We start from the raw sequence: 25,815 nt of genomic DNA, 5'->3' as shown, positions 1-25,815 counted from the left end.
TCAGGCCGCCGGCGCCTCGTCGCGCGGATGGGCCGGGGCCTCGGCCGCCTCGGCCTTGAGCCGGCGCCGGTACTGGTTGGCGCCGATCGGGATCGCGCCGAGATAGCCGAGGCTCAGGAGCGCCAGGATCTCGAACGGGAAGCTGATCAAGAGCCCGAACGCCGCCACCGTGACGACGAAGATCGGCAGCACGTATTCCCGCGGCACGCGCTTGCCGACGGTCTTGCCCGAGAAGGTCGGCACGGTGGAGATCACCATGAGGGCGATCACCAGCATGTAGACCAGCGCGACCGGCGCGAGGCTCGGGCTGAGCTCGAAGCCGAGGAAGTGCAGGTAGAGCGGCAGCATCACGGTCAGCGCGCCGGCCGGGGCCGGCATGCCGACGAAGAAGTCCTTCTTCCATTCCGGCCGGTTGGGATCGTCCAGCATCACGTTGAAGCGGGCGAGCCGCAGCGCCATCGCGATGGCGAAGATCAGGGCGACGATCCAGCCCAGCGACTTCAGGTTGTGCAGCACGAAGCTGTAGAGGATCAGCGCCGGGGCGCAGCCGAAATTGACGAAGTCGGCGAGGGAATCGAGCTCGGCGCCGAAGCGCGAGGTGCCCTTGAGCAGGCGCGCCACCCGGCCGTCGACGCCGTCGAGCACCGCGGCGGCGACGATCGCGATCACCGCCGGCTCGAACTTGCCCTCGAAGGCGAGGCGCACGGCGGTGAGCCCGAGGCAGACCGCCATCAGGGTGATCATGTTGGGGATGATCATCCGCACCGGCACCGCCTTGAAGCGGCGCGACCGCGTATCGGCGGATCTGGGCTCGGCCGATTTGGGCTCGTTCGGCTCCGGCGCGAAGGGCGGGAAGAGGTCGTCCATGGCGGGGCCTTCCCTGTCAGACGCGGCGGAACTGCCGCACCGGGCCGGTCCCGCGCAGGTCGGCGAGCACGGTCTCGCCGGCCACCGCCTTCTGGCCGAGGCCGACCAGCACCCGCGTGCCCGCCGGCAGGTAGACGTCGACCCGCGAGCCGAAGCGGATCAGGCCGAAGCGGTCGCCGACGGTGAGGTCGTCGCCGGGCTTGATCCAGTCGACGATGCGGCGCGCCACGAGGCCGGCGATCTGCACGACGCCGATCCGCACGGTCTCGCCGTTCTGCCGGGTCTCGATCACGAGGCCGTTGCGCTCGTTGTCCTCGCTCGCCTTGTCGAGCTCGGCATTGAGGAACAGGCCCGGGGTGTAGTGCACCTGGTCGATCCGGCCGGTGACCGGCACGCGGTTCACGTGGCAGTCGAACACGTTCATGAACACCGAGATCCGCAGCATCGGCTCGGAGGGCAGGTCGAGCTCGGCCGGGGGCAGCACGGTGCTGATGAGGTTCACCCGCCCGTCCGCCGGCGAGATCACCAGGCCGTCGCCGACCGGCACGATGCGCTCGGGGTCGCGGAAGAAGTAGCAGACCCACAGCGTCAGCAGCAGGAAGATCCAGCCGAGGAACTGCACGAAGGTGCCGGCGAGCACCGTCAGCACGATGCCGATCGCGATGAAGGGATAGCCCTCCTTGTGGATCGGCACCAGCACGCGGCGGATCGTCTCGAACAGGTCGGTCATAAGTCCTCGGATCGGTCCTCGGGCCCCAGGCCGGCCGCGAACGCAGCCGGCCAGCGCCCGCGGATGGCAGGCGCGTGGCTCGGCGTCAATCGTCCGATCGGCGCGGGGACGCCTTCACGAGACCGCGGCGGGCTCGGGCGCCTTCGCCACGGGTCCGGGAAGCTCGCCCGGCTCCAGGTGCGTGCGCAGGCTCTCGCCTTCCTCGGATTCCGCCCGCTTCAGCGCCTCGCGGGCGGCGTCCGCCTCGCGCTGGCGGTTCCACATCGCCGCGTAGACGCCGCCCTGGGCCAGCAGCGCCCCGTGGGTGCCGCGCTCGGCGATGCGGCCCTGGTCGAGGACGATGATCTCGTCGGCGCCCACCACCGTCGAGAGGCGGTGGGCGATGACGAGCGTGGTGCGGCCGCGGCTCACCCGGTCGAGGGCGTCCTGGATCTCGCGCTCGGTGAAGGAGTCGAGCGCCGAGGTCGCCTCGTCGAGGACGAGGATCGGCGGCGCTTTCAGGATGGTGCGGGCGATGGCGACGCGCTGCTTCTCGCCGCCCGAGAGCTTCAGGCCGCGCTCGCCGACCGGCGTGTCGTAGCCCTCCGGCAGGGCGGCGATGAAGCGGTCGATCTGGGCGAGGCGGGCGGCTTCCCGCACCTCCTCCTCGGAGGCCTCCCAGCGGCCGTAGCGGACGTTGTAGCCGATCGTGTCGTTGAACAGCACCGTATCCTGCGGCACCATGCCGATGGCGGCGCGCAAACTGTCCTGCTGCACGGCCGCGATGTCCTGCCCGTCGATCGTGATGCGGCCGGATTGCGGCTCGTAGAACCGGAACAGCAGGCGCGACAGGGTGGATTTCCCGGCCCCCGACGGCCCGACGATCGCGACGGTGCGCCCCGCCGGCACCGTGAAGCTGATGCCGCGCAGGATCGGCCGCTCCGGCACGTAGGCGAAGTGCACGTCCTCGAACCGCACCACTGCGTCACGGATCGCGAGCGGAGCGGCGCCCGGCCGGTCGGCGATCTCCGGGTTGCGGTGCAGGATCTTGAACATGTCGTCGATGTCGATCAGGGCCTGCTTGATCTCGCGGTAGATCATGCCCATGAAGTTGAGCGGCATCGAGAGCTGCACCAGCATGGTGTTGACCAGCACGAACCCGCCGATCGTCGCCCGCCCGGCCATGATGTCGCGGGCAGCCAGCCACATCACCACGCTCATGCCGATCGTGAAGATCACCGCCTGGCCGGCGTTCAGCACCGCGAGCGAGACGTAGGTCTGGGTCGAAGCCTTCTCGTAGCGGGCCATCGACTGATCGTAGCGGGCGGTCTCGCGGCTTTCCGCGCCGAAATACTTCACCGTCTCGTAGTTGAGCAGCGAATCGACCGCCTTGGTGTTGGCGTCGGTGTCGGAATCGTTCATCCGCCGGCGGATGGCGATGCGCCATTCCGTGGCCTTGTAGGTGTAGCCGAGATAGGCCGCCACCATGACCAGCACGACAGCCGAGTAGGACAGGCTGAACTCGTAGGCGAGGGTGCCGAGCACCAAGAGGAACTCGACGATGGTCGGCACCAGCGTCAGCACCATCAGGCGCGAGAGTTCCTCGATGCCGTTGCGGCCCCGCTCCAGCACCCGCGTCAGGCCGCCGGTCTTGCGCTCGAGGTGGAAGCGCAGGGACAGCTGGTGCATGTGCTGGAAGGTCTGGAGCGCCAGGCGCCGCACCGCGTGCATCGCCACCTTGGCGAACAGGCCGTCGCGCACCTGGGTCAGCAGCGCCATGGCGATCCGGGCGACGCCATAGAGCAGGATCATCAGGGCCGGCACGGCCCAGATCCCGGTCGGCACCGTCTCGCCTTTACCCCCCACCACCGCCACCAGCGCGTCGGTCGCCCACTTGAAGGTGAACGGCATCGCCAGGGTGACGACCTTCGCGACGAGCAGCAGGCCGAAGGCGACGAAGACGCGGCGCTGCAGGTCCGGCCGGCCATGGGGCCAGAGATAGGGCCAGAGGCGGCGGTAGGTCGCGACGAGGCCGGGCCGCTCGGGCTCGGCCGGTGGGATCTGGGTCGTGAACAAGGAACCGGTTCCGGACGGGATCGGCGCCGCATATAGGCCAGGATAGAACGGAGAGACAGCGCGCCCGACGCGGCCCGGCCCCGCGGCCGGGACGGCGCCGCGGCGGCCATCCGGGGGAAACCCGCGCGACACGCCGGCGAAACCCGCCTAGAACGGCGGCGCTCCGGCCGCGCCGGCCTCGCGCGTCCCCGTCCCTCTCGTGATGCCCGGATCGTCCATGCTGCTCCCTCCATCCCGCGATGTTCGGCGCCCGCGCACCGGGCCGGCCCTGCTGCCCGTGCACGCGCCCCCGTCCTGGGACAGCGCCTCGACGAGGGCCGTGCTCGAACGCTGCCTCGACCTCTGGCGCCGCTACGAGGCGCAGACCGTCGACCCGGCGGTGTCGCCGCACGACGACATGCTGGTCGACACCCCGGAGGGCCGGGCGCATTACCGCGACGTGGGCCTCTCGGCCCTGCGGCTGATCACCGAGGCGATGCTGCTCACCGGGCGCACGGACCCCGGGCGCATCCTCGACCTGCCCTGCGGCGGGGGCCGCGTGACGCGCCACCTCGTCAAGTTCTTCCCCGAGGCCGAGGTCGCGGTCGCCGACCTCGACGCCCGCAAGGTGGCGGACGTGGTGGCGCAGTTCGGCGTGACCGAGATTGCGGGCAGCAAGGACTTCTCCGCTCCGCTGCCCGGCGCCTACGACCTGATCTTCGTCGGCTCGCTGGTGACGCATTTCGACGCGCCGCTCTTCGCCCGGGCGGTGAACGTGATGATCGACGCGCTCGCTCCCGGCGGCGTGCTGGTCCTGACCTCGGCGGGGCGCAACTGGGCCGCGCTCTCGCGGACCGAGGACCGGGACAAGGGGCTGGTGCCGCTGCGCTGGTGGCGGGCGGCCCGGGCGCTCCTCGGCGGGCCGAAGGGCTCCGACCGCCTGCGCGTGCTGGAGGACGACTACGCCCGGCACGGCTTCGGCTACACCGAGGTGCGCAGCTGGACCAGGCTCTACGGCCAGAGCTACGGCGGCAGCTACGCGGCGCCGTCCTGGCTGATGCGGCTGGTCGAGGAGCGGGAGGACGCCCTCGTGATCGGCCTCAAGGAGCGCGGCTTCGACAACCTGCTCGACGCGACGCTGATCCAGCGGGCGAGGTGACGGCGGTCAGCCCGGGCTCTCGGGCATCTGCCGCTGTCCCTGCGACGCCTCGCCGGGCAGCACGAAGACCTGGCCGGGATAGATGCGGTTCGGATCGCGGATCTGGCCCTGGTTGGCGTCGAAGATCACCGTATAGCGCAGGCCGCGGCCGTAGGCCCGACGGCTGATGCTCCACAGGTTGTCGCCGCGGATGACCTTCGCGGTGCTGATGCCGGGCACGAACACCGCGCCGGGATCGGCGGCGGCGTGGTCGGCGGCGGCGTGGTCGGCGGAAGGCCGGTCGGCGGGGGCGAGGAGCGCCTGCGCACCCGGCGCCCGCGCGGCCTCCGGGGCGGCCGCCGTCGCAGCCCCCGGAGGAACGGCCGGGGACGGAGCCCCCGCGGGCGTCGGCGGGGACTGGCGGGCGAGGCGGCCCGACGCCTCGGCGGGCGCCGGCCGCTCGAGGGTCGGCGGCACGGCGAAGGCGGTCTCGGCGCGGGCCTTGACCGCGCCGGAGGCGGGATCGACCTGGTCGATCCGCACCCGGTAGTCGCCGGGCTTGACCCCGCTGCCGATCGTGAAGGCGATGCGGCCGTCCGGCGCCGCCCGGCCGGGGGCCACGAGCGTGTCGTTGAGGTAGAGGCGAAGGTCGGCCCTCGGGGCGCCCTGCGCGGTGACGTAGAGCCGCCCGCCCGGCTCGGCATCGACGCCGACGACCTTGACCGGCGGCGCGGGGGACGCGGGCGCGGTGCGGCCGGACTCGGCCGGCTTGGCGGCTTCCGCAAGCTTGGCGGCCTCCGCAAGTTTGCCGGCCTCCGGCGGTCTGGCGGTCTCCGGCAGCGAGAGCACCGCGGTCGGCTGGCCGGGGGCCGTCACGGCGACGAGGGGCTTGGCGCGGCGGTCCTGCGCCACCACCACCACGGCGCTCGCCCGCCCGGTCGCGACGGTGCCGTCGGGCGCGGTGCTGCGCAGGGTGATCTCGTGGCTGCCCGGCGGCAGCGTCGGCGGCACCAGGGCGAAGTTGCCGGCGGCATCGGCCGTGGTGCGGGCGAAGGGCTGGCCGTCGCGCAGCAGCTCGACCTCGGCGCCCGGGCGGCTGCGCCCGGCGACGACGCTCGCCCCGTCGGGCTCGACCCGGACGACGTCGAAGGACGGCGCGTCGCCCGCGGCCTGCGGCCTGGACGTGACCGGCGCGGCCTCGGGCCCCGTCGTCAGGGCTCCGGGCTTGGCCGGCGAGGCTCCGGGCCCGGCCGGCAGGGCGGCGAGCGGCGTCGGGGCGGTCTCGGATGGCGGGGCGTCCGGCGCGGCCAGCGAGAACAGGCGCGTACCGCTCGCCGCGACGCCGATGAGCACGAACCCGGCGACGAGGCCGACGGCCGCGAGGACGATGCCCCTGCGCAGCTCGGACGTCCGCAACTCGGTCGTCATGGCGCAACACTCCCGCTCACGGGGTCCCCCCGGATACGATGGCGTCTCCCGGCGTCGTCCGAGGCCGCGCGACCTTTCGCCTCCGGTCGACACGCCCGCGCCATCGCCCTCATATTAACAGGACTGGCGGGGCGAGACCACGCGGCGCGAATCGCGCGGTTCGGCCGGAAACTTGCGTACCGCAAGGCAGTAATCGGGATGGCCGGCTTCGGCCGCGAACGGTGCGGAGACTCGATGCGGACGGTTTGCGTGTATTGCGGCTCGGGGTTCGGCACCGATCCGGTCTTCGAGGCGGCGGCGCGGGCGCTCGGCCGCCACCTGGCGGAGGCCGGCATCGCCCTGGTCTATGGCGGCGGCAATGTCGGGCTGATGGGCACGGTGGCGCGGGCGGTGCTCGACCATGGCGGCCACGTCACCGGTATCATCCCGGACTTCCTGAAGTCGCGCGAGCGCATGCTCGACGACGTGCAGGAGACGGTCGTGGTCTCCGACATGCACACCCGCAAGAAGCTGATGTTCGACCGCTCGGACGCCTTCGTGGCGATGCCGGGCGGCATCGGCACCCTGGAGGAACTGGTCGAGCAGATGACCTGGTCGCAGCTCGGCCAGCACGCCAAGCCGATCCTGCTGCTCTCGGTGGCGGATTTCTGGGCGCCCTTCCTCGGCCTCCTCGACCACATGCGCCGCACCGGATTCATCCGCGAGGGGCTCGACCTCAGCTACCTCGTCGCGGAAGACCCCGAGCAGGTCGTGCCGATGCTGCGCGCGGCGATCCGGCGATCGGAGCCGCGGCCGGAGGCGGAAGCGCTGATCGACGAGAAGTTCTGAGGAACCGCCCGGCGTCCCGGATCCCGGGACCGTCGATGCACGGCGAGGCGAACCCGGCGATCCGGTCGCCTCGCCGTGCATCCAAAGCGCAGGTTTCGCGCGAAGATCCGGGGAGAAAAGACGTCAAAGAATATCAGATTTAATACTTGGAAATATTGGCTCATCAGGCTGTCGCCGCCTTGGACTCTGTAATTGCGAATGTAATATTCTGGATAAGATTTTTTAATTTACGGATACCGGCAATATACATAAATTCAGAAAAGACATTTTCACTGGAAAATCCCTGGACTTTCCGCAATGACCGATCCTATGACAGGCAGTCAGGAGATCTGACCCGTCGATGGATCGGCAGGGCGCGCGGCGGAAGGAGCAATTGGCAAGGGATTCCGATCGGCGCGCTTATGTCAGGGACCAGATCGACTTCGTTCGTCGGAACAGCGACGAGGAGGTTCACGAAGTCATCATCAAGGCAGGACTGCCGGACATCCACGACCAGCAACTGGTGACGACGGTCGCGCAGGCCCTTCAGAGGCGCAGCCTCTCGACCTCCCCGCGGGATGTCCTTCCACTTCTGCTGAGCGCCACCAATATCAAGGATAGCGTCAAACTCCACGAACGAGCTTTCGTCATTCAAGATCTCCTGACCGGTTCAGCCGAAGAACTCGGTGAGGCAGGGCAGGATCATCGTTTCGGATTCGGCCGCCTCGATGTCCTGCGGGCGATCGGCTTTGCCAAGGACCTCGGCTATTGACGGACGGAACCAGGCCGTGGCTCAAGGTTTTTTCATGGATTGGGAGCAAGAACGTACGGGGCGCGGATTGCATTTTCGACGGAAACACAGATGGAGATGAGTTCGAGGCAATGCCAGCCGCCCTGCGCAAGATCCGCTCCGACGAGCTGCGCGATCACGCCCGGCAGGCCGATGTCGAGCCGACGACCGTGATCGTCGAGGTCGATCTGCCGGTGCCGCAGGTCGCCGTCTCGGGCGGCAACCGCTTCGGCGCGCAACCGACCCGGATCAGCATCCTGCCGTCGCCCACCTCCGGCACGGCCCTGGAGGCGCGGCTCGCCGAGATCCGCCACGCCCTGACGGATGCGCTCGGGCGCCAGCCCGGCAAGTTCCTGGCCTCGTCCCGTTCCTTCATCCTGGAGGCGACGGGCAAGGAACTGGGCAGGATCGCCGCGCTCCCGACGGTGCTCGCCATCTGGCCGAACGCGCACAGGTAGGACGGCCACCGGCGAGGTGAGTCCATGCGCGGGGTCGACGCGGACGGTGGCCTAACCCCCGACCGCGTTCGGTCGCTCTTGTGATGACAGCACGGGACTGTCACGACGCAGGGCACATCAACGCCCGCGGATCGCGAGGACCCGATCTTGGACACCAAGCCCCCGAACGACATGCTCCCCTACCGCCTGATCACCGGTAAGGACGACGCCAATTTCTGCCGCCGGATCTCGGAGGCCTTGGCGCTGGGCTACCGTCTCTACGGCTCGCCCTCCTGCACCTTCAACGGCACGGACGTGATCGTGGCGCAGGCGGTGGTCTGGCCGTCGGTCGTCGTGGAGTAGGGGCGGCCGAGAGGCGGCGTGCCGCCCCTCGGCCGAACCGGCGAACATCACCGGCGTCGGCGCCTCCCTACGGGTTCACCGTCCAGGTCGTCGTCCCGTCCTTGTTGTCCTTCACGGTCACCCCGAGCGCCGCGAGCGCGCCGCGGAGGCGGTCGGATTCGGCCCAGTCCTTGCGGGCGCGCGCCGCTTTGCGCTCGGCGATCAGCCCTTCCACCGCCGCCGCGTCGACGCCGGAGGCCGCCACCGCGGCGCGGTCGCGCTCGGTCTTGGTCCGGCCGAGCAGCCCGAGCAGGCCGGCGCCGGCCCTGAGCAGGGCCGGATCGTCGAGGCGGTGCACCTCGCCGAGCGCCGCCGGGGTGTTGAGGTCGTCGAGGAGCGGCGCGAGCACCGCCTCCGGCGCGGGGCCCGGGGCGGCGTCGCCGGCGGCCTCGTACCAGCGCTCCAGGGTGCGGCTCGCCTCCTCCAGGCCGCGCAGGGTCCAGTCGATCGGCTGGCGGTAATGGGTGCGCAGCATGGCGAGGCGCACGACCTCGCCCGGCCAGTCCGCCAGCACCTCGCGTAGGGTGACGAAGTTGCCGAGGGACTTCGACATCTTGTCCCCCTCGACCTGCAGGAAGCCGTTGTGGAGCCAGATGTTCGCCATCACCGGCGTGTCGAAGCAGCAGCGCGACTGGGCCACCTCGTTCTCGTGGTGGGGGAACACCAGGTCGATGCCGCCGGCATGGATGTCGAAGGTCTCGCCGAGGTGCTTCCAGGCCATCGCCGAGCACTCGATGTGCCAGCCCGGCCGCCCCGGGACCGCGATCCCGCCGGGCGAGGGCCAGGACGGCTCGGCCGGCTTCGAGGGCTTCCACAGCACGAAATCGAGGGGCGAGCGCTTGTAGGGCGCCACGTCGACCCGGGCGCCGGCCTCCATCTCGTCGAGGGGGCGGCGCGACAGCGCGCCGTAATCGGGCATCGAGGGCACGTCGAACAGCACGTGGTCCTCGGCGACGTAGGCGTGGCCGGCGGCCACCAGCCGGTCGATCAGCGCCGTCATCTCGAGGATGTGGTCGGTCGCCCGCGGCTCGATCATCGCCGGGGCTTTGCCCGGCACGTTCACGTCCCCGGGCATCAGGATGCCGAGGCGGCGGATGTCGTCGTGGAACTGCGCCAGCGTCCCGTCGGTCAGCTCGCGGATGGTGATGCCGCGCTCGGCCGCCCGCGCGTTGATCTTGTCGTCGACGTCCGTGACGTTGCGGGCATAGGTGACCGCCTCCGCCCCGTAGAGGTGGCGCAGGAGCCGGAACAGGAGGTCGAAGACGATCAGCGGCCGGGCGTTGCCGATATGGGCGGCGTCGTAGACGGTCGGGCCGCAGGCATACATCCGCACCCTGCCCGAATCGATCGGCCGGAGCGGCTCCTTGGCCCGGGAGAGCGTGTTGTAGAGGCGCAACAGCGAGGCCATGAAACACCTGCGGGAGGAGGTCGGGCCGGGTCGCCGTCGGGCGCTCCGGCCGAGGTTCTAAGTCGTTGCCGGGACGGGCTTCGGGCCCGGCCAAGCCGATCCCCGGGCGCGCCGGGCGCGGGCGACGGGAGCGCCGCCTGTTGCACGGGTGAGACGCCGCGGAGGACCGATCTGGGTTAGCCCAATTCCGCGAGCAATTCGAGACGCCAGGCACCGCGGGCGCCAAGCCCCCGCCGGACCCTGCGTAATCGGTGCACGCACACGATGCGTAGAGAGATTGTTTACCACCCACGCCCAGTGTCGGGCCGGAGCCGGATGCCGACGGCTCCGATCAGAAGGTTTGCCCCATGCGTCGCACCCTCGCCGTCCTCAGCGTCCTCGGTGTCCTGGTCTCCGCCGCCGTGCCGGCGCTGGCCGCGTCGCAGGCGGCCGGCGTGGAGAAGACCTTCCTGATCCCCTCCAGCGACGGCTACGGTGTCGCCGAGTGCCTGACCACCGGCGGCGAGTGCGGGCAGGTGGTGGCGGATGCCTGGTGCGAGTCGCAGGGCTACGCCAAGTCGGCCTCCTACGGCATCGCCGCCCAGGACGAGTATACCGGCGCGATCGAGGCGGCCCCGGCCGTGAAGACCTCCGACCGCCCGATCCGGATCACCTGCCGGGATTGACGTTCCGCGGGGAAGCGGCCGCGCGCAGAGCGCGTCCGCGACGTCCTCGCTCGAGGTCGGTCTGTCATTCCTTCTCCCGACGCACTTGCCTTCTCCCGACGCACTTGGCGACCTGTGCGTGATTCCGGGGCCGCGAAGCGGAGCCCGGAAACCAGACGCTCGGTTGGTCCAGGAAGAAGTGGAACGCTGTTCGCTTTTTCCTGCACCTCCGGCGGTTCCGGGCGTGCCTCCCGGCACCCCGGTCTCCGCTATCGCGGCCCCGGGTTGACCAGATAAGGTCTCGGATCCGAGAGTTCGGGTCGAACAGGCGCTTGCGCCCTCACGGCTTCTTCGCCGCAATCCCCAGGTGCTTGTCGAGGAAGCCCGCGATCTCCGCGAAGGCCTCGCGGGTCTCCGGTGCGTCCGGGTTGAACAGGTACTGGGCGTGGCTCATGCCTTCGAACACCTGGAGCGAGGCCTCGACCCCGGCCTGGCGCAGCTTGCGGTGGGTGCGCACGGTGTTCGACAGGAAGAGGTCGCGGGTGCCGGTGGTGAGGATGGTGGGCGGCAGGCCGCGCAGGTCGCCGTAGATCGGCGAGAGCTGGGGGTCGCGCAGGTCGTGGCCGGCGGCGTAGAGCGTCGCTGCCCGGGTGAGGTACCCGTCGTAGGAGACCAGCACGTTGTCCAGCCACTCGTTGGCCTTGTAGCTGTCGCCGGTCTCGGTCAGGTCGGACCACGGGGTCCCGGGGGCGATGGCGGCCGGGAGCGGCACGCCCTCGCGACGGGCCCGCAGCATCAGCGCCAGCGTCATTCCGCCGCCGGTCGAGGTGCCGAACACCGCCATGTTCTCGGCCGGCTGCAGGGCGAGCGCCGCCTTCCACACCGCCATGGCGTCGTCCATCGCGGACGGGTAGGGCGCGTCGGGCGGCATGCGGTAGTCGAACGAGATCACCGTGAAGCCGCCGAAGGCCGCCATCAGCACCGCTTCGAGCGTGCCGGCCTCGCCCGGATTGTAGACGTAGCCGCCGCCGTGGATGTGGACCAGCAGCCGGTGCCGGTTGCGCTCCGGCACCTCCTTGGGGGCGATGATCCAGGCCTTGACGCCGCCGATCACCTCCGGGGTCGAGACGACGCCGAGGCGCTCGCGCAGGGCCGGCAGGGGCGCGGCGGTCTGGGCCGCGAGCTTGGCGACGAGCGCCTTCCATTCCGCCGCGCTGCCCGGATCGGCGTTCCAGGCCGGGGTGCGGTAGGGCGCGGCGATCGCCGCCTGGAATTCGGGGCTGACCGTCTCCGGCACCGGGATGCGCCGGCCCGGCACGGTGCGGGGCCCGGGCTTGGCGTTGGCGGCGTTCTGGGCCGCTTCGAGGCGGGCGAAGTCCGAGGCGTCGGCATTCGGGGGCGCCGTCTGCTGCGCGAGGGCGGTCGCCGGCAGCGCGGCGGCCAGGAGCAGGGCGGCGAAGCGGTGCTGGCCGGGCACGGGACGGTCATCCTGATCGCTGAGAATCCCCGCACGATTCGCACGCCGCCCGTCATCCGGCAAGACGCCGCCGTCGGCTTACGGAAGGCCGCGCCGCAGGGGCGAGCTGTCGTAGCCGTCGAGGAGGTCCTGGGGGTCGCGGTAGATCGCGCCGCAGCCGGCCTCGCTCAGGCCCGCCTCGGGAAAGCCGCCGCACAGGACGCCGATCACCGGCAGCCCGGCCTTGACGGCGGCCTCGGCGTCGTAGGGCGAATCGCCGATCACCACCGCCTGGCCCCGGGGCGGGTGGCCGAGCCGGGCGAGCGCCGCCTCGAAGATGTCGGGATGCGGCTTCGAGCGCTCGGCCTCGTCGGAATTGGTCGCGACGTCGACGAGGTCGCGGATGCCGGCGATCTCCTGGTAGCGCTCGACCTCCTCGGCCTTGCCGGAGGAGGCCAGCGCCAGCACGTGCCCTTCCGCCTTCAGCCGCTCGAACAGCGCCCGCACCCCGGGGAGCGGCCTGACCTTCGACAGGTACTCGCGCTTGAACAGGTCCGAGCGGAAGGTCTCGATCGCCTCGCCCTCGCGCTCCAGGCGGTCCCGGGGGACGAAGACCGGCATCAGCTGGTCGCCGCCCTTGCCGATCTGGCTGCGGATCTCGCCTTCCGGCACGTCGATGCCGAAGGCCCGGAAGGCCTCCGCCCAGGCCGCGGCGTGCAGGTCGACGCTGTCGAGCAGGGTCCCGTCGATGTCGAAGATCAGGTTGCGGATCATGGCGGGGCCTCGTCTGTTGCAGCCAGGCACGAAAGCCGGCCAAAGCGCCGGGGTTCCCCGCGCGGTGGGCCGCGCGGCTGGCCTTCGGGCGCCTTGGCCGTTAGAGGTTCATCAACGCCGTTCCCCGCCGGCAGGCGGGGCGGTCTTCGTGAAAGCGTGGAAAATGCCGATGTCCGTCCTGTCCAGAGCCTGCCTCGTCGTGGCCGTGGCCGCGCTCGCGGGCGGCTGCATCCAAAATCCCCTCGGCCAGGTCGGCGGCGTGCTCCCGGCGGGCGATGTCGGCCCGCCGCCCTCCCTGCGCGGCGACGTGAAGCTGCCGGCCCGCAGCAACGGCGACCTCGCCCAGGCGGCGACCGAGCCGACCCGCCGCCTCAACGTCCCGTCGAGCACCCGCGGCAGCGACACCCTGAGCGCCGCGCCCCGGCGCATCCGCCGCGAGGAGATCGAGGGCGAGGGCGGCGCGAGCGGCAGCGGCAGCGGCGGCATGTCGCCCTCGATCGGATCGGGCGGCACGGTCGGGCTCGGCGGCAAGTTCTGAGCCGCAAGGTCTGAGCCGCAAGCTCCGAACGGCGATGTCTAGGCGGCGCCGGGTCCGCGCGGCTCGGCCTCCGCGGCGCGCTTCGCGCGCGCCTTCCCGGCGCGGGTCTCCTGCGCCCGGGCGGTCTCGCGCAGGCGCCGCAGGCGCTCCTCCAGGCCGGCGCGGGTCGCCGGCCACCAGCCGCGTCCGGGGGCGTCGGGGGCTGCCGCCGGCACCGCCTCGGCGATCTCCGAGAAGGTCGGGATGCGCCACCAGCCCCAGACCAGCGGCCCCGGTGCGGTGATGCCGGGATAGTGCGCCAGCGCCTCGGTCTCGGCGATCGGGGCGTCGTCGAGGGCCTCGAACACCACGATCCCGGCGTCGGCCACCTCCACCGCCGCCCCGAGCGGCGGGGGATCGCCGCGCGGCACCGGGTGGCGCCGGCGCCGGCGCTCCGCCTCGGCGGCGGGGTTGCGGGCGGCCTCGCGCCGGGCCCGCCGCGCCGCCGGCTCGCTCAGCCGCGCCGCCTCCTCGATCACCGCCCAGACCTCCTTCAGCGCCTCGTAGGAGCGCCAGGGCACCCGCCAGGCCCGGATCTCCGGCGCCCAGGCGGCGAACGGGATTCCCCGCAAGCTGTCCACGACCGTGCGCGAGTAGGGGGTGCGGACCACGAGCGCGTCGCGGCCGGCCTCGAGATAGGGGCTCTCCAGGGGCTCGAAGGCGTAGGCGTCGCGGCCCTTGTCGTCGCCGTAGGCGTCCAGCGCCGAGATCTCCCGGGCGATCCAGGCATCCGCCCGCTGCTCGGCGGTGGTGCCGGGCACGAACCAGCGCCGCAGCTTGCGCCGCCAGCGGGCGGTCGGAAAATTTTCCTTGAAGCGGGCGAGCAGGGCGCGGTCGAACGGCATCGCCACCAGCACGCCCGGGCGCTTGGCGGTGCCGGGCGCCACCGCGAAGCCGGCCCCGCGGGCGACCTCGCCGGCCGGCGCCGCCGCCACCCCGGGTGCGTCCTGCTCCGCCTCGCCCATCTCCGCCTCAGATCGTCGGGGCGCGGCCGCCGTAATAGTCGTCGAGGCGCCCGCCGTAGGCCGGATCGGCGAACGGATCCTCGCCCGGGCCGTGCCGCGGCGCCTCCGCGAGGGTGCCGGCGTCGATGTCGATGACGTAGCCGCCGAGCCGCACGTCGTAGGTCAGGGCCTTCCACGGCACCGGGTGGTGGCTCTCGCCGAAGCCGAGGAAGCCGCCGAAGGACAGGACCGCGTAGGCGACCTGCCCCGACACCTTGTCGACCATGAAGTTGTAGACGCTGCCGAGATGCTCGCCCTTGCGGTCGTAGACCGCGGTGCCCTCGACCTTGTTCGAGGCGATCAGCCGGCGGGTCTCGTCGAGGGCGATGCCGTCGCCCGACGGATCGAGTTCCATCGTGCCCGGCTCGCGCAAGGGGCGCTCGTTGGGAAGTTCGGTCGGCATGCGGCCTCCGGGGTGAGAGGGAAGGGCTCTCCTCCGGGAACCGACCGGCCCGGCGACGGTTCCGCGCTCAGCGCGCCGCGGCGTCCTCCCCGGCCGCCTCTTGCTCGCGCGACTCCTGCTGCTGCTCGTCGACCTCGGTCCGCACGGTGCGGCTCGCCAGCATCATCTCGGCCGCGAAGGCGGTCAGCGAGGCGAGGGTGCAGACGATCGCGGCGCCGAACAGCAGGAACAGCACGCTCGCCACCGCGGCGTCGCGCAGGGTGCCGAGGAACAGCGTCAGCACCGCGCCGCAGATCGCGACCCCGCCCAGCGCCGCGATCACCACCGCCACGTCGAGGGCGAGGCTGCGCCGGCGCAGGTCGCGCAGCTTCGCCCGGTCGCCGGGCCGCTCGGCGATGCGGTCGGAGAGCTTCTCGACCTGGTCGGCGATGCGGGCGTGGCGGGTCGAGAAGACGTTGAGCAGCGTCGCGATGCCGGAGAGCAGGAAGACCGGCGTCAGCGCCACTTGGATGATGTGGGCGGTCGAATCGACCTGGGACGGATCGGTGGAGGGAAGCATTCCGTGATCGGGGCGGGCGTGGGGCGGTCGGCGCCGCACCGCGCGGGGCTTCGAGGGGTGCGGATCGTCCCGGCCCGCCGTCGAGGCGTGCCGGAACCCGCGCCCGTCCCGATATAGGGTGTCGCGCGCCAACGGCGTCACGGCACCGGTCGCGCTCACGGGCCGCCGCCGCCCGCCCCGTCGCCCAGATTTCCCGTCGACCTGCGTCGACCGGCTCCCGGGTGGACTTCCGGGCCGCGCCGCGGCCGGCAGGCCGGCTCGGTTCCGTCCGGCTCCCCGGCGTGGTAGCGAGGCGCCGATCCGCCCTCGAACCCGCGTTCCCGCATGAACCCCATCTTCGCCGACCTGCCGACCACCGTGTTCGAGGTGATGTCGGCGCTCGCCCGGGAGACCGGCGCCGTGAATCTCGGCCAGGGCTTCCCGGACGATCCGGGCCCGGCCGACGTGCGCGCCAAGGCCGCCGAGGCGGTGGTGGAGGGCTGGAACCAGTACCCGCCGATGATGGGCCTGCCGGAACTGCGCCGGAGCATCGCCGCGCACTACGCCCGGTGGCAGGGGCTCGACCTCGATCCCGACACCGAGGTGATGGTGACCTCGGGCGCCACCGAGGCGCTGGCCGGCGCCTTGATGGCCCTGATCGAGCCCGGCGACGAGGTCGTGCTGTTCGAGCCGATGTACGACGCCTACCTGCCGCTGGTGCGCCGGGCCGGCGGCGTGCCGCGCTTCGTCACCCTGACCCCGCCGCACTTCCGGCTGACCGAAGAGGCGCTGGCCGCCGCCTTCTCGCCGCGCACGAAGGTCGTGCTGCTCAACAACCCGCTCAACCCCTCCGCCACGATCTTTCCCGACGAGGACCTGGCGCTGCTCGCCGGCTTCTGCCGGCGCTTCGACGCCGTGGCGCTCTGCGACGAGGTCTGGGAGCACGTCGTCTTCGACGGCCGCCGCCACACGCCGCTGATGGCGTTCCCCGGCATGCGCGAGCGCACGGTGAAGATCGGCTCGGCCGGCAAGATCTTCTCCCTCACCGGCTGGAAGGTCGGCTTCGTCATGGCGCCGCCTCACCTGATGCGGGGGCTCGCCAAGGCGCACCAGTTCCTCACCTTCACCACGCCGCCGAACCTCCAGGCGGCGGTGGCCTACGGCCTCGCGAAGGACGACGCCTATTACGAGGGGATGCGCGCCGCGTTCGCCCGGGCGCGCGACCGCTTCGCGTCAGGCCTGACCGATCTCGGCTTCAGCGTGCTGCCTTCCGCCGGCACCTACTTCCTCAACGTCGACATCGCCCCCTTGGGCGAAGGCGACGACGTCGCCTTCTGCGAGCGGCTGGTGCGCCGGCACGGCGTCGCGGCGATTCCCGTGAGCGCCTTCTACGCCCACCGGCCGGTGCGCACCATCGTGCGGTTCTGCTTCGCCAAGCGCGACGACACCCTGGACCGCGCCCTCGAGCGCCTCGGCGGCCTCGCGCCCGGGCGCGCCGCCTGATGCGGCGCCTCCTTGTCGGACCGGGGGGGCGGGGCCACATCCTGGAGCATGAGCACCACGCACCCGCTCCGGAGCCCCGGGATGACCTCTTCGCAGACGGCCGGCCGCGTCCCGCCCTTCGGGGCCGGGGCGTTCGGGCAAGGGAACGAGTTCAAAGGGAACGAGTTCAAAGGGAACGGGTTCAACGACTCCCGCTTCTCGCAGGACGACACGCTCGGCCTTCGCGCCAAGGCCGGCCAGGCGATGGCCGGCTCGACTCCCGAGCAGGTGATGGCGCGGCTCGACCTGCTGGCGCACGTCCTCGACACCGCGATCCTGCTGCCGGGCAACCGGCGCATCGGCCTCGACGCGATCGTCGGCCTGATCCCGGTGATCGGCGACGTGGTCACCACGGCGATCTCGTCATACATCGTCTGGGAGGCCCGGCGCCTCGGCGCGCCGCGCTGGCTGATCGCCCGGATGGCGGCGAACGTGGCGATCGACGGCGTGGTCGGTGCGGTGCCGCTGGTCGGCGACCTGTTCGACGCCGCCTTCAAGGCCAACCGCCGCAACGTGCAGTTGCTGCGCCGCCACCTGGAGCGCAGCGGAGCGCTGAAGCCCAGTGTGATCGACGTCACCGCCACGCGCCTCGACTGACGACCGCCCGACCGGGGGACGCCGCATGAACCAGCGCCCCCCGACGCCGGAACTCGACGCGGTCCCCGTCACCTCCCCGGCGGCGGGTCCGGTGAGCCTGCCGCTTCCGGGTCCCGCCGGGACCGGACGGCTGTCGCCGCTCAACCGCCGGCGGCTCGCGAACTTCAAGGCGAACCGCCGCGGCTACTGGTCGTTCGTGCTGTTCTGCCTGCTCTTCGTCACGAGCCTCTTCGCCGAGTTCATCGCCAACGACCGGCCGATCGTCGTCTCCTACAAAGGGGAGATTCTGTTCCCGATCGTCGTCGACTATCCGGAGGAGACGTTCGGCGGCTTCCTCGCCCGCACCGACTACCGCGACCCGGTGATCGCCAAGGAGATCGCCCAGAACGGCTGGGCGGTCTGGCCGCCGATCCGCTTCTCCTACAACACCCACAACCTCGACCTGCCGGTGCCGGCCCCCGCCCCGCCGACCTGGCTCCTCACCGACGCGCAGTGCAAGACGGTGGCGGAGAAGACCGGCGGCGCGACCTGCCGCGACATCGAGTGGAACTGGCTCGGCACCGACGACCAGGGTCGCGACGTCGTCGCCCGGCTGCTCTACGGCTTCCGCCTCTCGGTGCTGTTCGGCCTCACCCTGGCGATCGTCTCGTCCGTCATCGGCGTGCTCGCCGGCGCGGTGCAGGGCTATTTCGGCGGCTGGGTCGATCTCGTGTTCCAGCGGGTGATCGAGATCTGGACCGCGATCCCGTCGCTCTACCTGCTCATCATCATCTCGTCGATCATCACGCCGAGCTTCTTCGTGCTGCTCGGGATCCTGCTCCTGTTCTCCTGGGTGTCGCTGGTCGGCGTGGTGCGGGCGGAGTTCCTGCGCGCGCGCAACTTCGAGTACGTGCGCGCCGCCCGCGCGCTCGGGCTCTCGAACGCCCGCATCATGTTCCGCCACCTCCTGCCGAACGCCATGGTGGCGACGCTGACCTTTCTGCCCTTCGTGCTGAACGGCTCGATCACGACGCTCACCTCCCTCGACTTCCTCGGCTTCGGCCTGCCGCCGGGCTCGCCGTCGCTCGGCGAGATGCTGGCTCAAGGGAAAGCCAACCTGCAGGCGCCGTGGCTCGGGCTGACCGGCTTCGCGGTGATCGCCGTGACCTTGAGCCTCCTGATCTTCGCCGGCGAGGCGGTGCGGGACGCGTTCGATCCGCGAAAGACGTTCCGGTGAGGGTGGCCTCAGGGGCCCGTCGGATCTCCTCGGCGCCTCCGAACCCCTCCTCGGTCGTCCCGGGTTCCGCTTTCGCGGCCCCGGGATCACCGAGGAGGGCGAGAGGAACGGGGAGAAAAGCTTCCGTGCCTCCCCGACCCCTCACTTCGTCGGATCGACCAGCGTCAGCTTGCCCTCGAACGGCTTGTCCTGCTTCGAGACGGCGGTGCAGCCGTACTTGTACTCGCCCGGCGCGATGGTGCGCAGGCGGATCTCGCCCTTGCCGTTGGCCTTGATCAGGTAGGCGTCGTTGCTCGCCACGTGGACCACGTCGCCGTCGTGGTGCAGCACGTTCTTGTTCTGGAAGATCTGCGGCGCGGTGAGCGAGATCTGCTCGTTCGACTGGTTGGTCACGTGAAGGTCGACGTTGGTCTGGGCCGGCAGGCGCAGCTCGGCGGGGGCGCAGCGCGGCACGCCGTTCTCGGCGGTGATCGTCACCTCGACCGGGGGCATCGCGTCGGTCTTGGGCGGCGGCAGGTCGTTGGCGGCGCGGGCCCCGCCGGTCAGGGCGGTCAGCAGGAGGGCGGCGGCGGCAGTGCGGGCGGGGAACGTCATCGGTTGCCTCTCGGAGGGGATGAACACGATCGAGGCCAGAACGCCAGGTTGCGCCCGATGTTTCCTCGCGCGTCCCGGTCGGCCCGCGACGCGATGCCCGCCGGGGTCGGCCGCGGGGCCCGTCCCCTCGCGCAGGGCGAGCAAGCGACGACAAATATCTCCGGACGGCGCCTCCGGGAGACGAAGTCTCTCCGGATGAAGTGGAAATTGCCGCGCTTCGTCCATTGCGCCGGCGCTGCGTTGCAGCAAGGATGGCGCCCGCAACACGACGGGGACCCAAGGATGATCATCGACCGCCGCGACGCCCTCAAGCGGGCCGGCCTCCTCGCGCTCGGCACCGCGGCCTGGAGCCCGGCGGCCCTGACGCGCGCGCTGGCGCAAGGTTCCGCGCAGGCACCCCGGCGCGGCGGCGTGCTGACGGTGCAGCTCAACGGCGAGCAGCGGGTGCTCAATCCGGCGATCCGCGCCTCGACCGGGGTCTACGTCATCACCTCGAAGATCGTCGAGCCGCTGGTCGATCTCGACCAGGACGGCAAGCCCGCCGGCGTCCTCGCGACGTCCTGGGAGGCGGCGCCCGACGGCAAGACCGTGACCTTCCGCCTGCGCCCGGGCGTGACCTGGCACGACGGCAAGCCGTTCACCTCCGCGGACGTCCAGTACACCGCGATGGAGCTTTGGAAGAAGTACCTGAACTACGGCACGCAGCTCCAGCAATACCTGGAAGCGGTCGACACGCCCGACGCCGGGACGGCCGTGTTCCGCTACTCCCGGCCGATGCCGCTGGACCTCCTGCTGCGGGCGCTCTGCGACCTCGGCTACGTCGCCCCCCGGCACGTCTTCGCGGGCACGAACGTGCTCGAGAACCCGGCCAACACCGCGCCGATCGGCACCGGCCCGTTCAAGTTCGTCGCTTACGAGCGCGGCCAGCACGTCATCGCGGAGCGCAACCCGAGCTACTGGCGCGAGGGCTTCCCCTATCTCGACCGGATCGTCTGGCGCTTCATCACCGACAAGGCGGCGGCCTCCGCCGCGCTCGAGACCGGCCAGGTCCAGCTCTCGACCTACAACGCGCTCGCGCTCGCCGACCTCGACCGGCTGAAGTCGGATCCGCACTTCACCGTGTCGAGCAGGGGCCTGGAGGCCAACGCCTTCAACAACACGCTCGAGTTCAACACCCGCCGCAAGGAACTGGCGGATGTCCGGGTGCGCCGGGCGATCGCGCACGCCATCGACGTGCCGTTCTTCATCGAGAACTTCATCTACGGCCTCGGCAAGCCGGCGACCGGGCCGATCCCGTCCTCCTCGACCGCCTTCTACCCGAACAACCCGCCCCCCTATCCCTTCGACGCGAAGAAGGCGGCGGCGCTCCTCGACGAGGCCGGGTACAAGCGCGGCGCCGGCGGCACGCGCTTCTCGCTGAAGCTCGTGCCGATCATGAACGGCGAGGACGTGCCGCTGCTCGCCACCTTCATCCAGCAATCGCTGCAGGCGGTCGGGATCAAGGTCGACATCGTCAACCTCGACACGGCGGGCGCGCTCTCCACCGTCTACCGCGACTGGAACTTCGATCTCGCCACCGGCTGGCACCAGTATCGCGGCGACCCCGCGGTCTCGACGACCGTGTGGTACCGCTCCGGCTCGCCGAAGGGCGCCCCCTGGACCAACCAGTACGGCTGGCAATCCGACCTCGTCGACCGCCTCACCGACGAGGCGGCGAGCGAGCTCGATCCCGGCAAGCGGAAAGCCCTCTACGCCCAATGGGTGGGGGCGGTGAACGACGAGATCCCGGTCTGGATGATGACCGAGCGCACCTTCCTGTCGGCGACGAGCAAGCGCGTGCACGGCGACCACAACACCCCGCGCTGGGGCTCGGCCGACTGGCACGACGCGTGGATCGAGGCGTGAGGGCATCCTTGATGACGCCCGCGACGCGTAACCCTCCCCCGCAGGGGGGAGGATTACCCGCGCCAGCCTGGACGCAGGACGGCCCTAGCTCATGACCATCCTCCTCCTGGCGCTGCGCCGCCTCGCCGCCAGCCTGCCGACGCTCCTCGTCATCCTGGCGGGGCTCTTCCTGCTGCTCCAGCTCGCCCCCGGCGACACCGTGGACGCCCTCATGGCTCAGATGGGCGGCGGCGATCCGGCGACCGCCGAGGAGCTGCGCCGCTATTACGGGCTCGACCTGCCGGCGGCGGCCCAGCTCGCCCGCTACCTGTGGCGGCTGGTGCAGCTCGACCTCGGCCAGTCGGCGATCTACGGCAAGCCGGTCGCGACCGTGATCGCCGAGCGGCTGCCGGTGACGCTCCTGCTGATGGGGGCGTCCCTCACCCTCGCCTTCGCGGGCGGGATCGTGCTCGGCGTGCTCGCGGCGCGGCGGATCGGGCAGTGGCCCGACACCCTGATCTCGACGCTGGGCCTGATGTTCTACGCCACGCCCTCGTTCTGGTTCGGCCTGATGGGGATCGTGCTGTTCGCGATCCATCTCGGCTGGCTGCCGGCCGGCGGCTTCGAGGAAGTCGGCGCCGGCCATGCCGGGCTCGCCCGAATCCTCGACATCGCCCGCCACATGGTGCTTCCGACCCTGACGCTCGCGCTCGTCTTCCTCGCCACCTACCTGCGGATCATGCGCGCCTCGATGCTGGAAGTGATGAGCCTCGACTACGTCCGCACCGCCCGGGCGAAGGGCCTGGGCGAGACCGGCGTCATCGTGCACCATGCGCTGCGCAACGCGCTCCTGCCAATGGTGACCCTGGTGGGCCTGCAGGCCGGCACGATGCTCGGCGGCTCGGTGGTGGTAGAGAGCGTGTTCGCGCTGCCCGGCCTCGGGCGTCTGGCCTACGAATCGGTGGTGCAGCGCGACCTCAACACGCTGCTCGGCATCGTGTTCGTCTCGGCGCTCCTCGTCATCACGGTCAATTTCGCGGTCGACCTGATCTACGGCCGGCTCGATCCGCGCATCGCGGCGGGGCGCTGACCATGGCGGCTCTCTCGCGCTACTGGCGCAACCCGGCGGCGGTGCTGGGCGCCGTTCTCCTCGTCACGGTGATCGCGGTGGCGCTCGCCGCGCCGGTGCTGTTCCCCAAGGACCCGCTCGGCCTCGCCGGGCGGCCGCTGCAATGGCCCTTCGTCAACCCGAAGGTCTGGCTCGGCACCGATTCCAGCGGGCGCGACATCGCCGCCCAGGTCTTCCACGGCGCCCGGGTGTCGCTGCTGATCGGCCTCGTCGCGACGGTGATCGCCATCGCGATCGGCATCGCGGTGGGTGCGGTCGCGGGCTTCTACGGCGGGATCGTCGACGACGTCCTGATGCGGATCACGGAGGCCTTCCAGACCCTGCCGAACTTCCTGCTCCTCCTCGTCCTGGTGGCGGTGTTCGGCTCGGACATCACCACCGTCACGGTGGCGATCGGCCTCGTCTCCTGGCCCGCCCCGGCCCGGCTGACGCGGGCGGAGTTCCTCACCTTGCGCAACCGCGAATTCGTCCAGGCCTGCCGGGTCCTCGGCATGGGCGACATCCGCATCATCGCCCGGGAGATCCTGCCCAACGCGCTCCCGCCGGTGATCGTCTACGCCAGCGTGGTGATGGCGGTGGCGATCCTGCTCGAGAGCGCGCTCGCCTTCCTCAACCTGTCCGATCCGAACGTCGCCTCCTGGGGCAACCTGATCGGGGCCGGGCGCGGGGTGCTGCGCACCCAGTGGTACGTCTCGGCGATTCCGGGTGTCGCGATCCTGGTGACGGTGCTCGCCGTGTCGCTGGTCGGCCAGGGCCTCAACGACGCCCTCAACCCGCGCCTGCGCGGCCCCGCCCCGGTGAAGGCCGCGCCATGACCGAACTCCTCTCGGTGAAGAACCTCTCGGTCCGCCTGCCGCCGGGGGCCGACCGCAGCCACGCGCTCACCGACGTCTCGCTGGCGCTGGCGGAAAACGAGATCCTGTGCGTCGTCGGCGAGTCGGGCTCGGGCAAGTCGGTGCTCGCCAACACGGTGATGCGGCTTCTACCCCCGGGGGTGCGGCCCGATGCCGGCGCGGTGCTGTTCCAGGGCCGCGACCTCGTCGCTGCCTCCGAGGCCGAGATGCGGCGCCTGCGGGGCGCCGCGATCGGCATGATCTTCCAGGAGCCGATGACGGCCCTGAACCCCTTGCGCCGGGCCGGCGACCAGATCGCCGAGACCTTCCGCATCCACACCGGCTTGAGCGCCCGCGAGATCCGCGAGAAGACCCTGGCGCTGCTCGCCGAGGTGCGGATGCCGGATCCGCAGGCGGCGCTCCGGGCCTACCCGCACGAATTGTCGGGCGGGCAGCGCCAGCGGGTGATGATCGCCATGGCGCTGGCGCTGGAGCCGGCGCTCCTCATCGCCGACGAGCCGACCACGGCCCTCGACGTGACGACGCAAGGGCGCATACTGGCGTTGATCCGCGAGATCCAGGCCCGGCGCGGCATGGGCGTGCTGTTCATCACCCACGATTTCGGCGTGGTGGCGGAGATCGCCGACCGGGTCGCGGTGATGCAGTCCGGGCGCCTCGTCGAGGAGGGACCGGCCGATGCCGTGCTGAACCGCCCGCGGGCGCCCTACACCCGGGCGCTGATCGCCGCGGTGCCGCCACTCCTGCCCCGCGCGCGCGCCGCCACCGAGGCGCCGGCGATCCTCGCGCTCGATCGCGTCTCGAAGACCTACCGCAAGGGCGGCGGGCTCATTCCCGGCCGGGCCCGGGTCACCCACGCCGTCAGGGAGGTGAGCCTGTCGCTGCCCCGGGGCACGACGCTCGGCATCGTCGGCGAATCCGGCTCCGGCAAATCGACGCTCGCCCGCTGCATCGTGCGCCTGCTCGATCCCGACGCCGGCACGATCCGCCTCGGCGACACCGACCTCGCGGCCCTGTCGCGCCGCGCGATGCGGGCCGAAGCGCGCCGGGTCCAGATGGTGTTCCAGGACCCCTTCGCCTCGCTCAACCCGCGCCGCCGCGCCGGCGAGCTGGTGGCCCAGGGGCCGATGCTCCAGGGCGTCTCCCGCCGCGACGCGATGGCGAAGGCCCGCGAGCTGTTCGCCCTCGTCGGGCTCGATCCGGCGGCGATGGACCGTCTGCCGCACGAATTCTCCGGCGGCCAGCGCCAGCGCATCGGCCTTGCCCGGGCGCTGGCGCTGGAGCCCGAGGTGCTGGTCGCCGACGAGCCGGTCTCGGCCCTCGACGTTTCGGTCCAGGCCCAGGTGCTGGCGCTGCTCGATTCCCTGCGCGACCGGCTCGGGCTCTCGATGCTGTTCATCACCCACGACCTGCGGGTCGCCGGCCAGATCTGCGACCGCATCGCCGTGATGAAGGACGGCGCCGTCGTCGAGGCCGGCCCGACCGCCGAGGTCTTCGCCGCCCCGCAGGCCGCCTATACCCGCGCCCTCCTGGAGGCGGTGCCCGGCCGCTCCTGGATTCCGGTGCGCCCGCAAGCGCCCGCGGCCTGAGCACGTTCCCGCCGCCCGATTGCCCGCCGACCGAAGAGGACACCCCATGCCCCTCACCCTCGACCACCTCGTCATCGCGGTCGCCGACCTCGACGCCGCCTTCGCCGACTATTCCAGCCTCGGCTTCACGGTGATCCGCGGCGGCGAGCACCAGAACGGCATCACCCACAACGTCCTGGTGGTGCTGGAGGACGGCGCCTACCTCGAGCTGATCGCCTTCAAGAAGCCCGAGCCCGGCAACCGCTGGTCCGAGGTCTATCACCGCGCCGGCGAGGGCTTCCTCGACCACGCGCTCCTGCCCGGCGACATCGACGCCGACGTGAAGGCGGCGCAAGCGCGCGGCCTCGACATCGCCGATCCGGTCGCGGGTGGCCGCTTCCGGCCGGACGGCGCCCGCCTCGACTGGAAGACCGCCCGGGCGCCCGGCTCCGACGTGCCGTTCCTGTGCGGCGACGTCACGCCCCGCTCCCTTCGGGTGCAGGAGGGCGACGTGCGCCGCCACGACAACGGCGTCACCGGGGTCCAGTCGCTGACGGTGGCGGTGCGCGACGTCGAGGCCTCGCGGGCCCGCTACGCCGCCCTGCTCGGCACCGGCGCGGACGCGCCCGTCGTGGAGGCGGAGATCCTCGGCAGCCCGGCCCGCGCCGTGACCCTGCCGCTCGGGCCCGCCACCACCGTCACGCTCGCGAGCCCGGCGGGGCCGGACGGGGCGCTGGCGGAGGCGCTGGCTTCACGGGGCGAGGGCCCGGTCGCCGCGGTGTTCCGGGGGGCGGCGGCTTCCGGCGACCTCGACCTCCGGCTCACCCACGGGGCCCGGCTCGCCGTCGCGGCGGGATGACCGGCATCCTCGGGCAGCGATGCGGCGTCCGCTCGATCCGCTCTCGCAAATGTAGAGCACATCTCCCCTCTCCGGGCGGTACCGGGCAAGCCCGGGATCGCCCGGAGAGGGGATTCCACGCCTGACTTGTCTCGGAAC

The 25,815-nt window shown here is 71.5% G+C and carries 26 protein-coding genes; 15 read left to right on the top strand and 11 right to left on the bottom strand.

Annotated features, from left to right (window positions below):
* The 3 genes from pssA to DK419_RS08295 form a co-directional block, all read right to left on the bottom strand.
* The gene (pssA, locus tag DK419_RS08305; protein ID WP_109958661.1) at positions 1-867 is read right to left on the bottom strand and encodes a CDP-diacylglycerol--serine O-phosphatidyltransferase; all 867 of its coding nucleotides are present in this window, start codon (positions 865-867) and stop codon (positions 1-3) included.
* A gap of 16 nt (positions 868-883) precedes the next feature.
* Complete coding sequence (locus tag DK419_RS08300) at positions 884-1,597, bottom strand: phosphatidylserine decarboxylase (protein ID WP_109958660.1); 714 nt, start codon at positions 1,595-1,597, stop codon at positions 884-886.
* A 114-nt stretch (positions 1,598-1,711) separates the two neighbouring features.
* Positions 1,712-3,652 carry an ABCB family ABC transporter ATP-binding protein/permease gene (locus DK419_RS08295; RefSeq protein ID WP_208642297.1) on the bottom strand — a complete coding sequence of 647 codons (1,941 nt, stop codon included), beginning with the start codon at positions 3,650-3,652 and terminating at the stop codon, positions 1,712-1,714.
* Positions 3,653-3,869: 217 nt separating this feature from the next.
* Here DK419_RS08295 and DK419_RS08290 point away from each other — a divergent pair, with 217 nt between their 5' ends.
* On the top strand, positions 3,870-4,790 hold the full coding sequence (locus DK419_RS08290) for a class I SAM-dependent methyltransferase (protein WP_162561169.1): 921 nt from the start codon (positions 3,870-3,872) through the stop codon (positions 4,788-4,790).
* Positions 4,791-4,796: 6 nt separating this feature from the next.
* On the opposite strand, the gene DK419_RS08285 is transcribed toward DK419_RS08290, so the two are convergent.
* A complete protein-coding gene (locus tag DK419_RS08285) occupies positions 4,797-6,197 on the bottom strand; it encodes a LysM peptidoglycan-binding domain-containing protein (protein ID WP_109958658.1) in 1,401 nt (466 codons plus the stop codon).
* 234 nt (positions 6,198-6,431) lie between these two features.
* Here DK419_RS08285 and DK419_RS08280 point away from each other — a divergent pair, with 234 nt between their 5' ends.
* From DK419_RS08280 to DK419_RS08265, 4 genes are all read left to right on the top strand, one after another.
* Positions 6,432-7,025, top strand: a complete 594-nt coding sequence (locus DK419_RS08280) for an LOG family protein (RefSeq protein ID WP_109962194.1) — start codon at positions 6,432-6,434, stop codon at positions 7,023-7,025.
* 340 nt (positions 7,026-7,365) lie between these two features.
* Positions 7,366-7,776: a hypothetical protein gene (locus DK419_RS08275; RefSeq protein WP_109958657.1), complete on the top strand. Its 411-nt coding sequence runs from the start codon at positions 7,366-7,368 to the stop codon at positions 7,774-7,776.
* Between the two features lie 110 nt (positions 7,777-7,886).
* On the top strand, positions 7,887-8,252 hold the full coding sequence (locus DK419_RS08270; protein WP_109958656.1) for a hypothetical protein: 366 nt from the start codon (positions 7,887-7,889) through the stop codon (positions 8,250-8,252).
* A gap of 147 nt (positions 8,253-8,399) precedes the next feature.
* A complete protein-coding gene (locus tag DK419_RS08265; RefSeq protein WP_109958655.1) occupies positions 8,400-8,594 on the top strand; it encodes a DUF1737 domain-containing protein in 195 nt (64 codons plus the stop codon).
* A 67-nt stretch (positions 8,595-8,661) separates the two neighbouring features.
* Here DK419_RS08265 and cysS read toward each other — a convergent pair whose 3' ends face one another.
* The gene (gene cysS, locus DK419_RS08260; RefSeq protein ID WP_109958654.1) at positions 8,662-10,041 is read right to left on the bottom strand and encodes a cysteine--tRNA ligase; all 1,380 of its coding nucleotides are present in this window, start codon (positions 10,039-10,041) and stop codon (positions 8,662-8,664) included.
* Between the two features lie 347 nt (positions 10,042-10,388).
* Between cysS and DK419_RS08255 the strand changes: the two genes are divergently transcribed.
* Positions 10,389-10,706, top strand: coding sequence for a hypothetical protein (locus DK419_RS08255; protein ID WP_109958653.1), 318 nt, complete (start codon positions 10,389-10,391; stop codon positions 10,704-10,706).
* Between the two features lie 319 nt (positions 10,707-11,025).
* Here the strand turns inward: DK419_RS08255 and DK419_RS08250 are convergent, their stop codons facing one another.
* Together DK419_RS08250 and DK419_RS08245 are read right to left on the bottom strand one after the other, a co-directional pair.
* Positions 11,026-12,162 (bottom strand): alpha/beta hydrolase, encoded by a 1,137-nt coding sequence (locus DK419_RS08250; RefSeq protein WP_425352642.1) that lies wholly within the window; start codon positions 12,160-12,162, stop codon positions 11,026-11,028.
* A gap of 78 nt (positions 12,163-12,240) precedes the next feature.
* Positions 12,241-12,915, bottom strand: a complete 675-nt coding sequence (locus tag DK419_RS08245) for an HAD family hydrolase (protein ID WP_109958652.1) — start codon at positions 12,913-12,915, stop codon at positions 12,241-12,243.
* A 169-nt stretch (positions 12,916-13,084) separates the two neighbouring features.
* Here DK419_RS08245 and DK419_RS08240 point away from each other — a divergent pair, with 169 nt between their 5' ends.
* Entirely contained in the window at positions 13,085-13,453 is a 369-nt protein-coding gene (locus DK419_RS08240) for a hypothetical protein (RefSeq protein WP_109958651.1), read from the top strand.
* Between the two features lie 38 nt (positions 13,454-13,491).
* Here the strand turns inward: DK419_RS08240 and DK419_RS08235 are convergent, their stop codons facing one another.
* The 3 genes from DK419_RS08235 to DK419_RS08225 form a co-directional block, all read right to left on the bottom strand.
* On the bottom strand, positions 13,492-14,457 hold the full coding sequence (locus tag DK419_RS08235) for a hypothetical protein (RefSeq protein WP_109958650.1): 966 nt from the start codon (positions 14,455-14,457) through the stop codon (positions 13,492-13,494).
* A gap of 7 nt (positions 14,458-14,464) precedes the next feature.
* Complete coding sequence (locus DK419_RS08230; RefSeq protein WP_109958649.1) at positions 14,465-14,899, bottom strand: PRC-barrel domain-containing protein; 435 nt, start codon at positions 14,897-14,899, stop codon at positions 14,465-14,467.
* A 67-nt stretch (positions 14,900-14,966) separates the two neighbouring features.
* Positions 14,967-15,458 (bottom strand): DUF2721 domain-containing protein, encoded by a 492-nt coding sequence (locus DK419_RS08225; protein ID WP_109958648.1) that lies wholly within the window; start codon positions 15,456-15,458, stop codon positions 14,967-14,969.
* A 324-nt stretch (positions 15,459-15,782) separates the two neighbouring features.
* Here DK419_RS08225 and DK419_RS08220 point away from each other — a divergent pair, with 324 nt between their 5' ends.
* The 3 genes from DK419_RS08220 to DK419_RS08210 all read left to right on the top strand — a co-directional run bounded on the left by DK419_RS08220 (position 15,783) and on the right by DK419_RS08210 (position 18,792).
* Complete coding sequence (locus DK419_RS08220; RefSeq protein WP_109958647.1) at positions 15,783-16,940, top strand: aminotransferase; 1,158 nt, start codon at positions 15,783-15,785, stop codon at positions 16,938-16,940.
* A gap of 243 nt (positions 16,941-17,183) precedes the next feature.
* Positions 17,184-17,576 carry a DUF4112 domain-containing protein gene (locus DK419_RS08215; protein ID WP_109962192.1) on the top strand — a complete coding sequence of 131 codons (393 nt, stop codon included), beginning with the start codon at positions 17,184-17,186 and terminating at the stop codon, positions 17,574-17,576.
* Positions 17,577-17,601: 25 nt separating this feature from the next.
* The gene (locus DK419_RS08210) at positions 17,602-18,792 is read left to right on the top strand and encodes an ABC transporter permease (RefSeq protein ID WP_109958646.1); all 1,191 of its coding nucleotides are present in this window, start codon (positions 17,602-17,604) and stop codon (positions 18,790-18,792) included.
* A 141-nt stretch (positions 18,793-18,933) separates the two neighbouring features.
* Here DK419_RS08210 and DK419_RS08205 read toward each other — a convergent pair whose 3' ends face one another.
* Positions 18,934-19,386, bottom strand: coding sequence for a cupredoxin domain-containing protein (locus tag DK419_RS08205; protein ID WP_109958645.1), 453 nt, complete (start codon positions 19,384-19,386; stop codon positions 18,934-18,936).
* A gap of 282 nt (positions 19,387-19,668) precedes the next feature.
* On the opposite strand from DK419_RS08205, the gene DK419_RS08200 reads away from it, so the two are divergent.
* The 5 genes from DK419_RS08200 to DK419_RS08180 all read left to right on the top strand — a co-directional run bounded on the left by DK419_RS08200 (position 19,669) and on the right by DK419_RS08180 (position 25,677).
* Positions 19,669-21,291: an ABC transporter substrate-binding protein gene (locus tag DK419_RS08200; protein WP_109958644.1), complete on the top strand. Its 1,623-nt coding sequence runs from the start codon at positions 19,669-19,671 to the stop codon at positions 21,289-21,291.
* Positions 21,292-21,382: 91 nt separating this feature from the next.
* The gene (locus tag DK419_RS08195; RefSeq protein WP_109958643.1) at positions 21,383-22,360 is read left to right on the top strand and encodes an ABC transporter permease; all 978 of its coding nucleotides are present in this window, start codon (positions 21,383-21,385) and stop codon (positions 22,358-22,360) included.
* A gap of 2 nt (positions 22,361-22,362) precedes the next feature.
* Positions 22,363-23,214, top strand: a complete 852-nt coding sequence (locus DK419_RS08190) for an ABC transporter permease (protein WP_109958642.1) — start codon at positions 22,363-22,365, stop codon at positions 23,212-23,214.
* The gene (locus tag DK419_RS08185) at positions 23,211-24,839 is read left to right on the top strand and encodes an ABC transporter ATP-binding protein (RefSeq protein ID WP_109958641.1); all 1,629 of its coding nucleotides are present in this window, start codon (positions 23,211-23,213) and stop codon (positions 24,837-24,839) included. The genes DK419_RS08190 and DK419_RS08185 overlap by 4 nt, the downstream gene beginning before the upstream one ends.
* A 46-nt stretch (positions 24,840-24,885) precedes the next feature.
* On the top strand, positions 24,886-25,677 hold the full coding sequence (locus DK419_RS08180; protein ID WP_109958640.1) for a VOC family protein: 792 nt from the start codon (positions 24,886-24,888) through the stop codon (positions 25,675-25,677).
* The last annotated feature ends 138 nt before the right edge of the window (positions 25,678-25,815 follow it).

It is taken from the genome of Methylobacterium terrae (genome assembly GCF_003173755.1).
GTDB classification, from domain to species: Bacteria; Pseudomonadota; Alphaproteobacteria; order Rhizobiales; family Beijerinckiaceae; genus Methylobacterium; species Methylobacterium terrae.
This window is presented reverse-complemented; position numbering and strand designations above follow the sequence as displayed.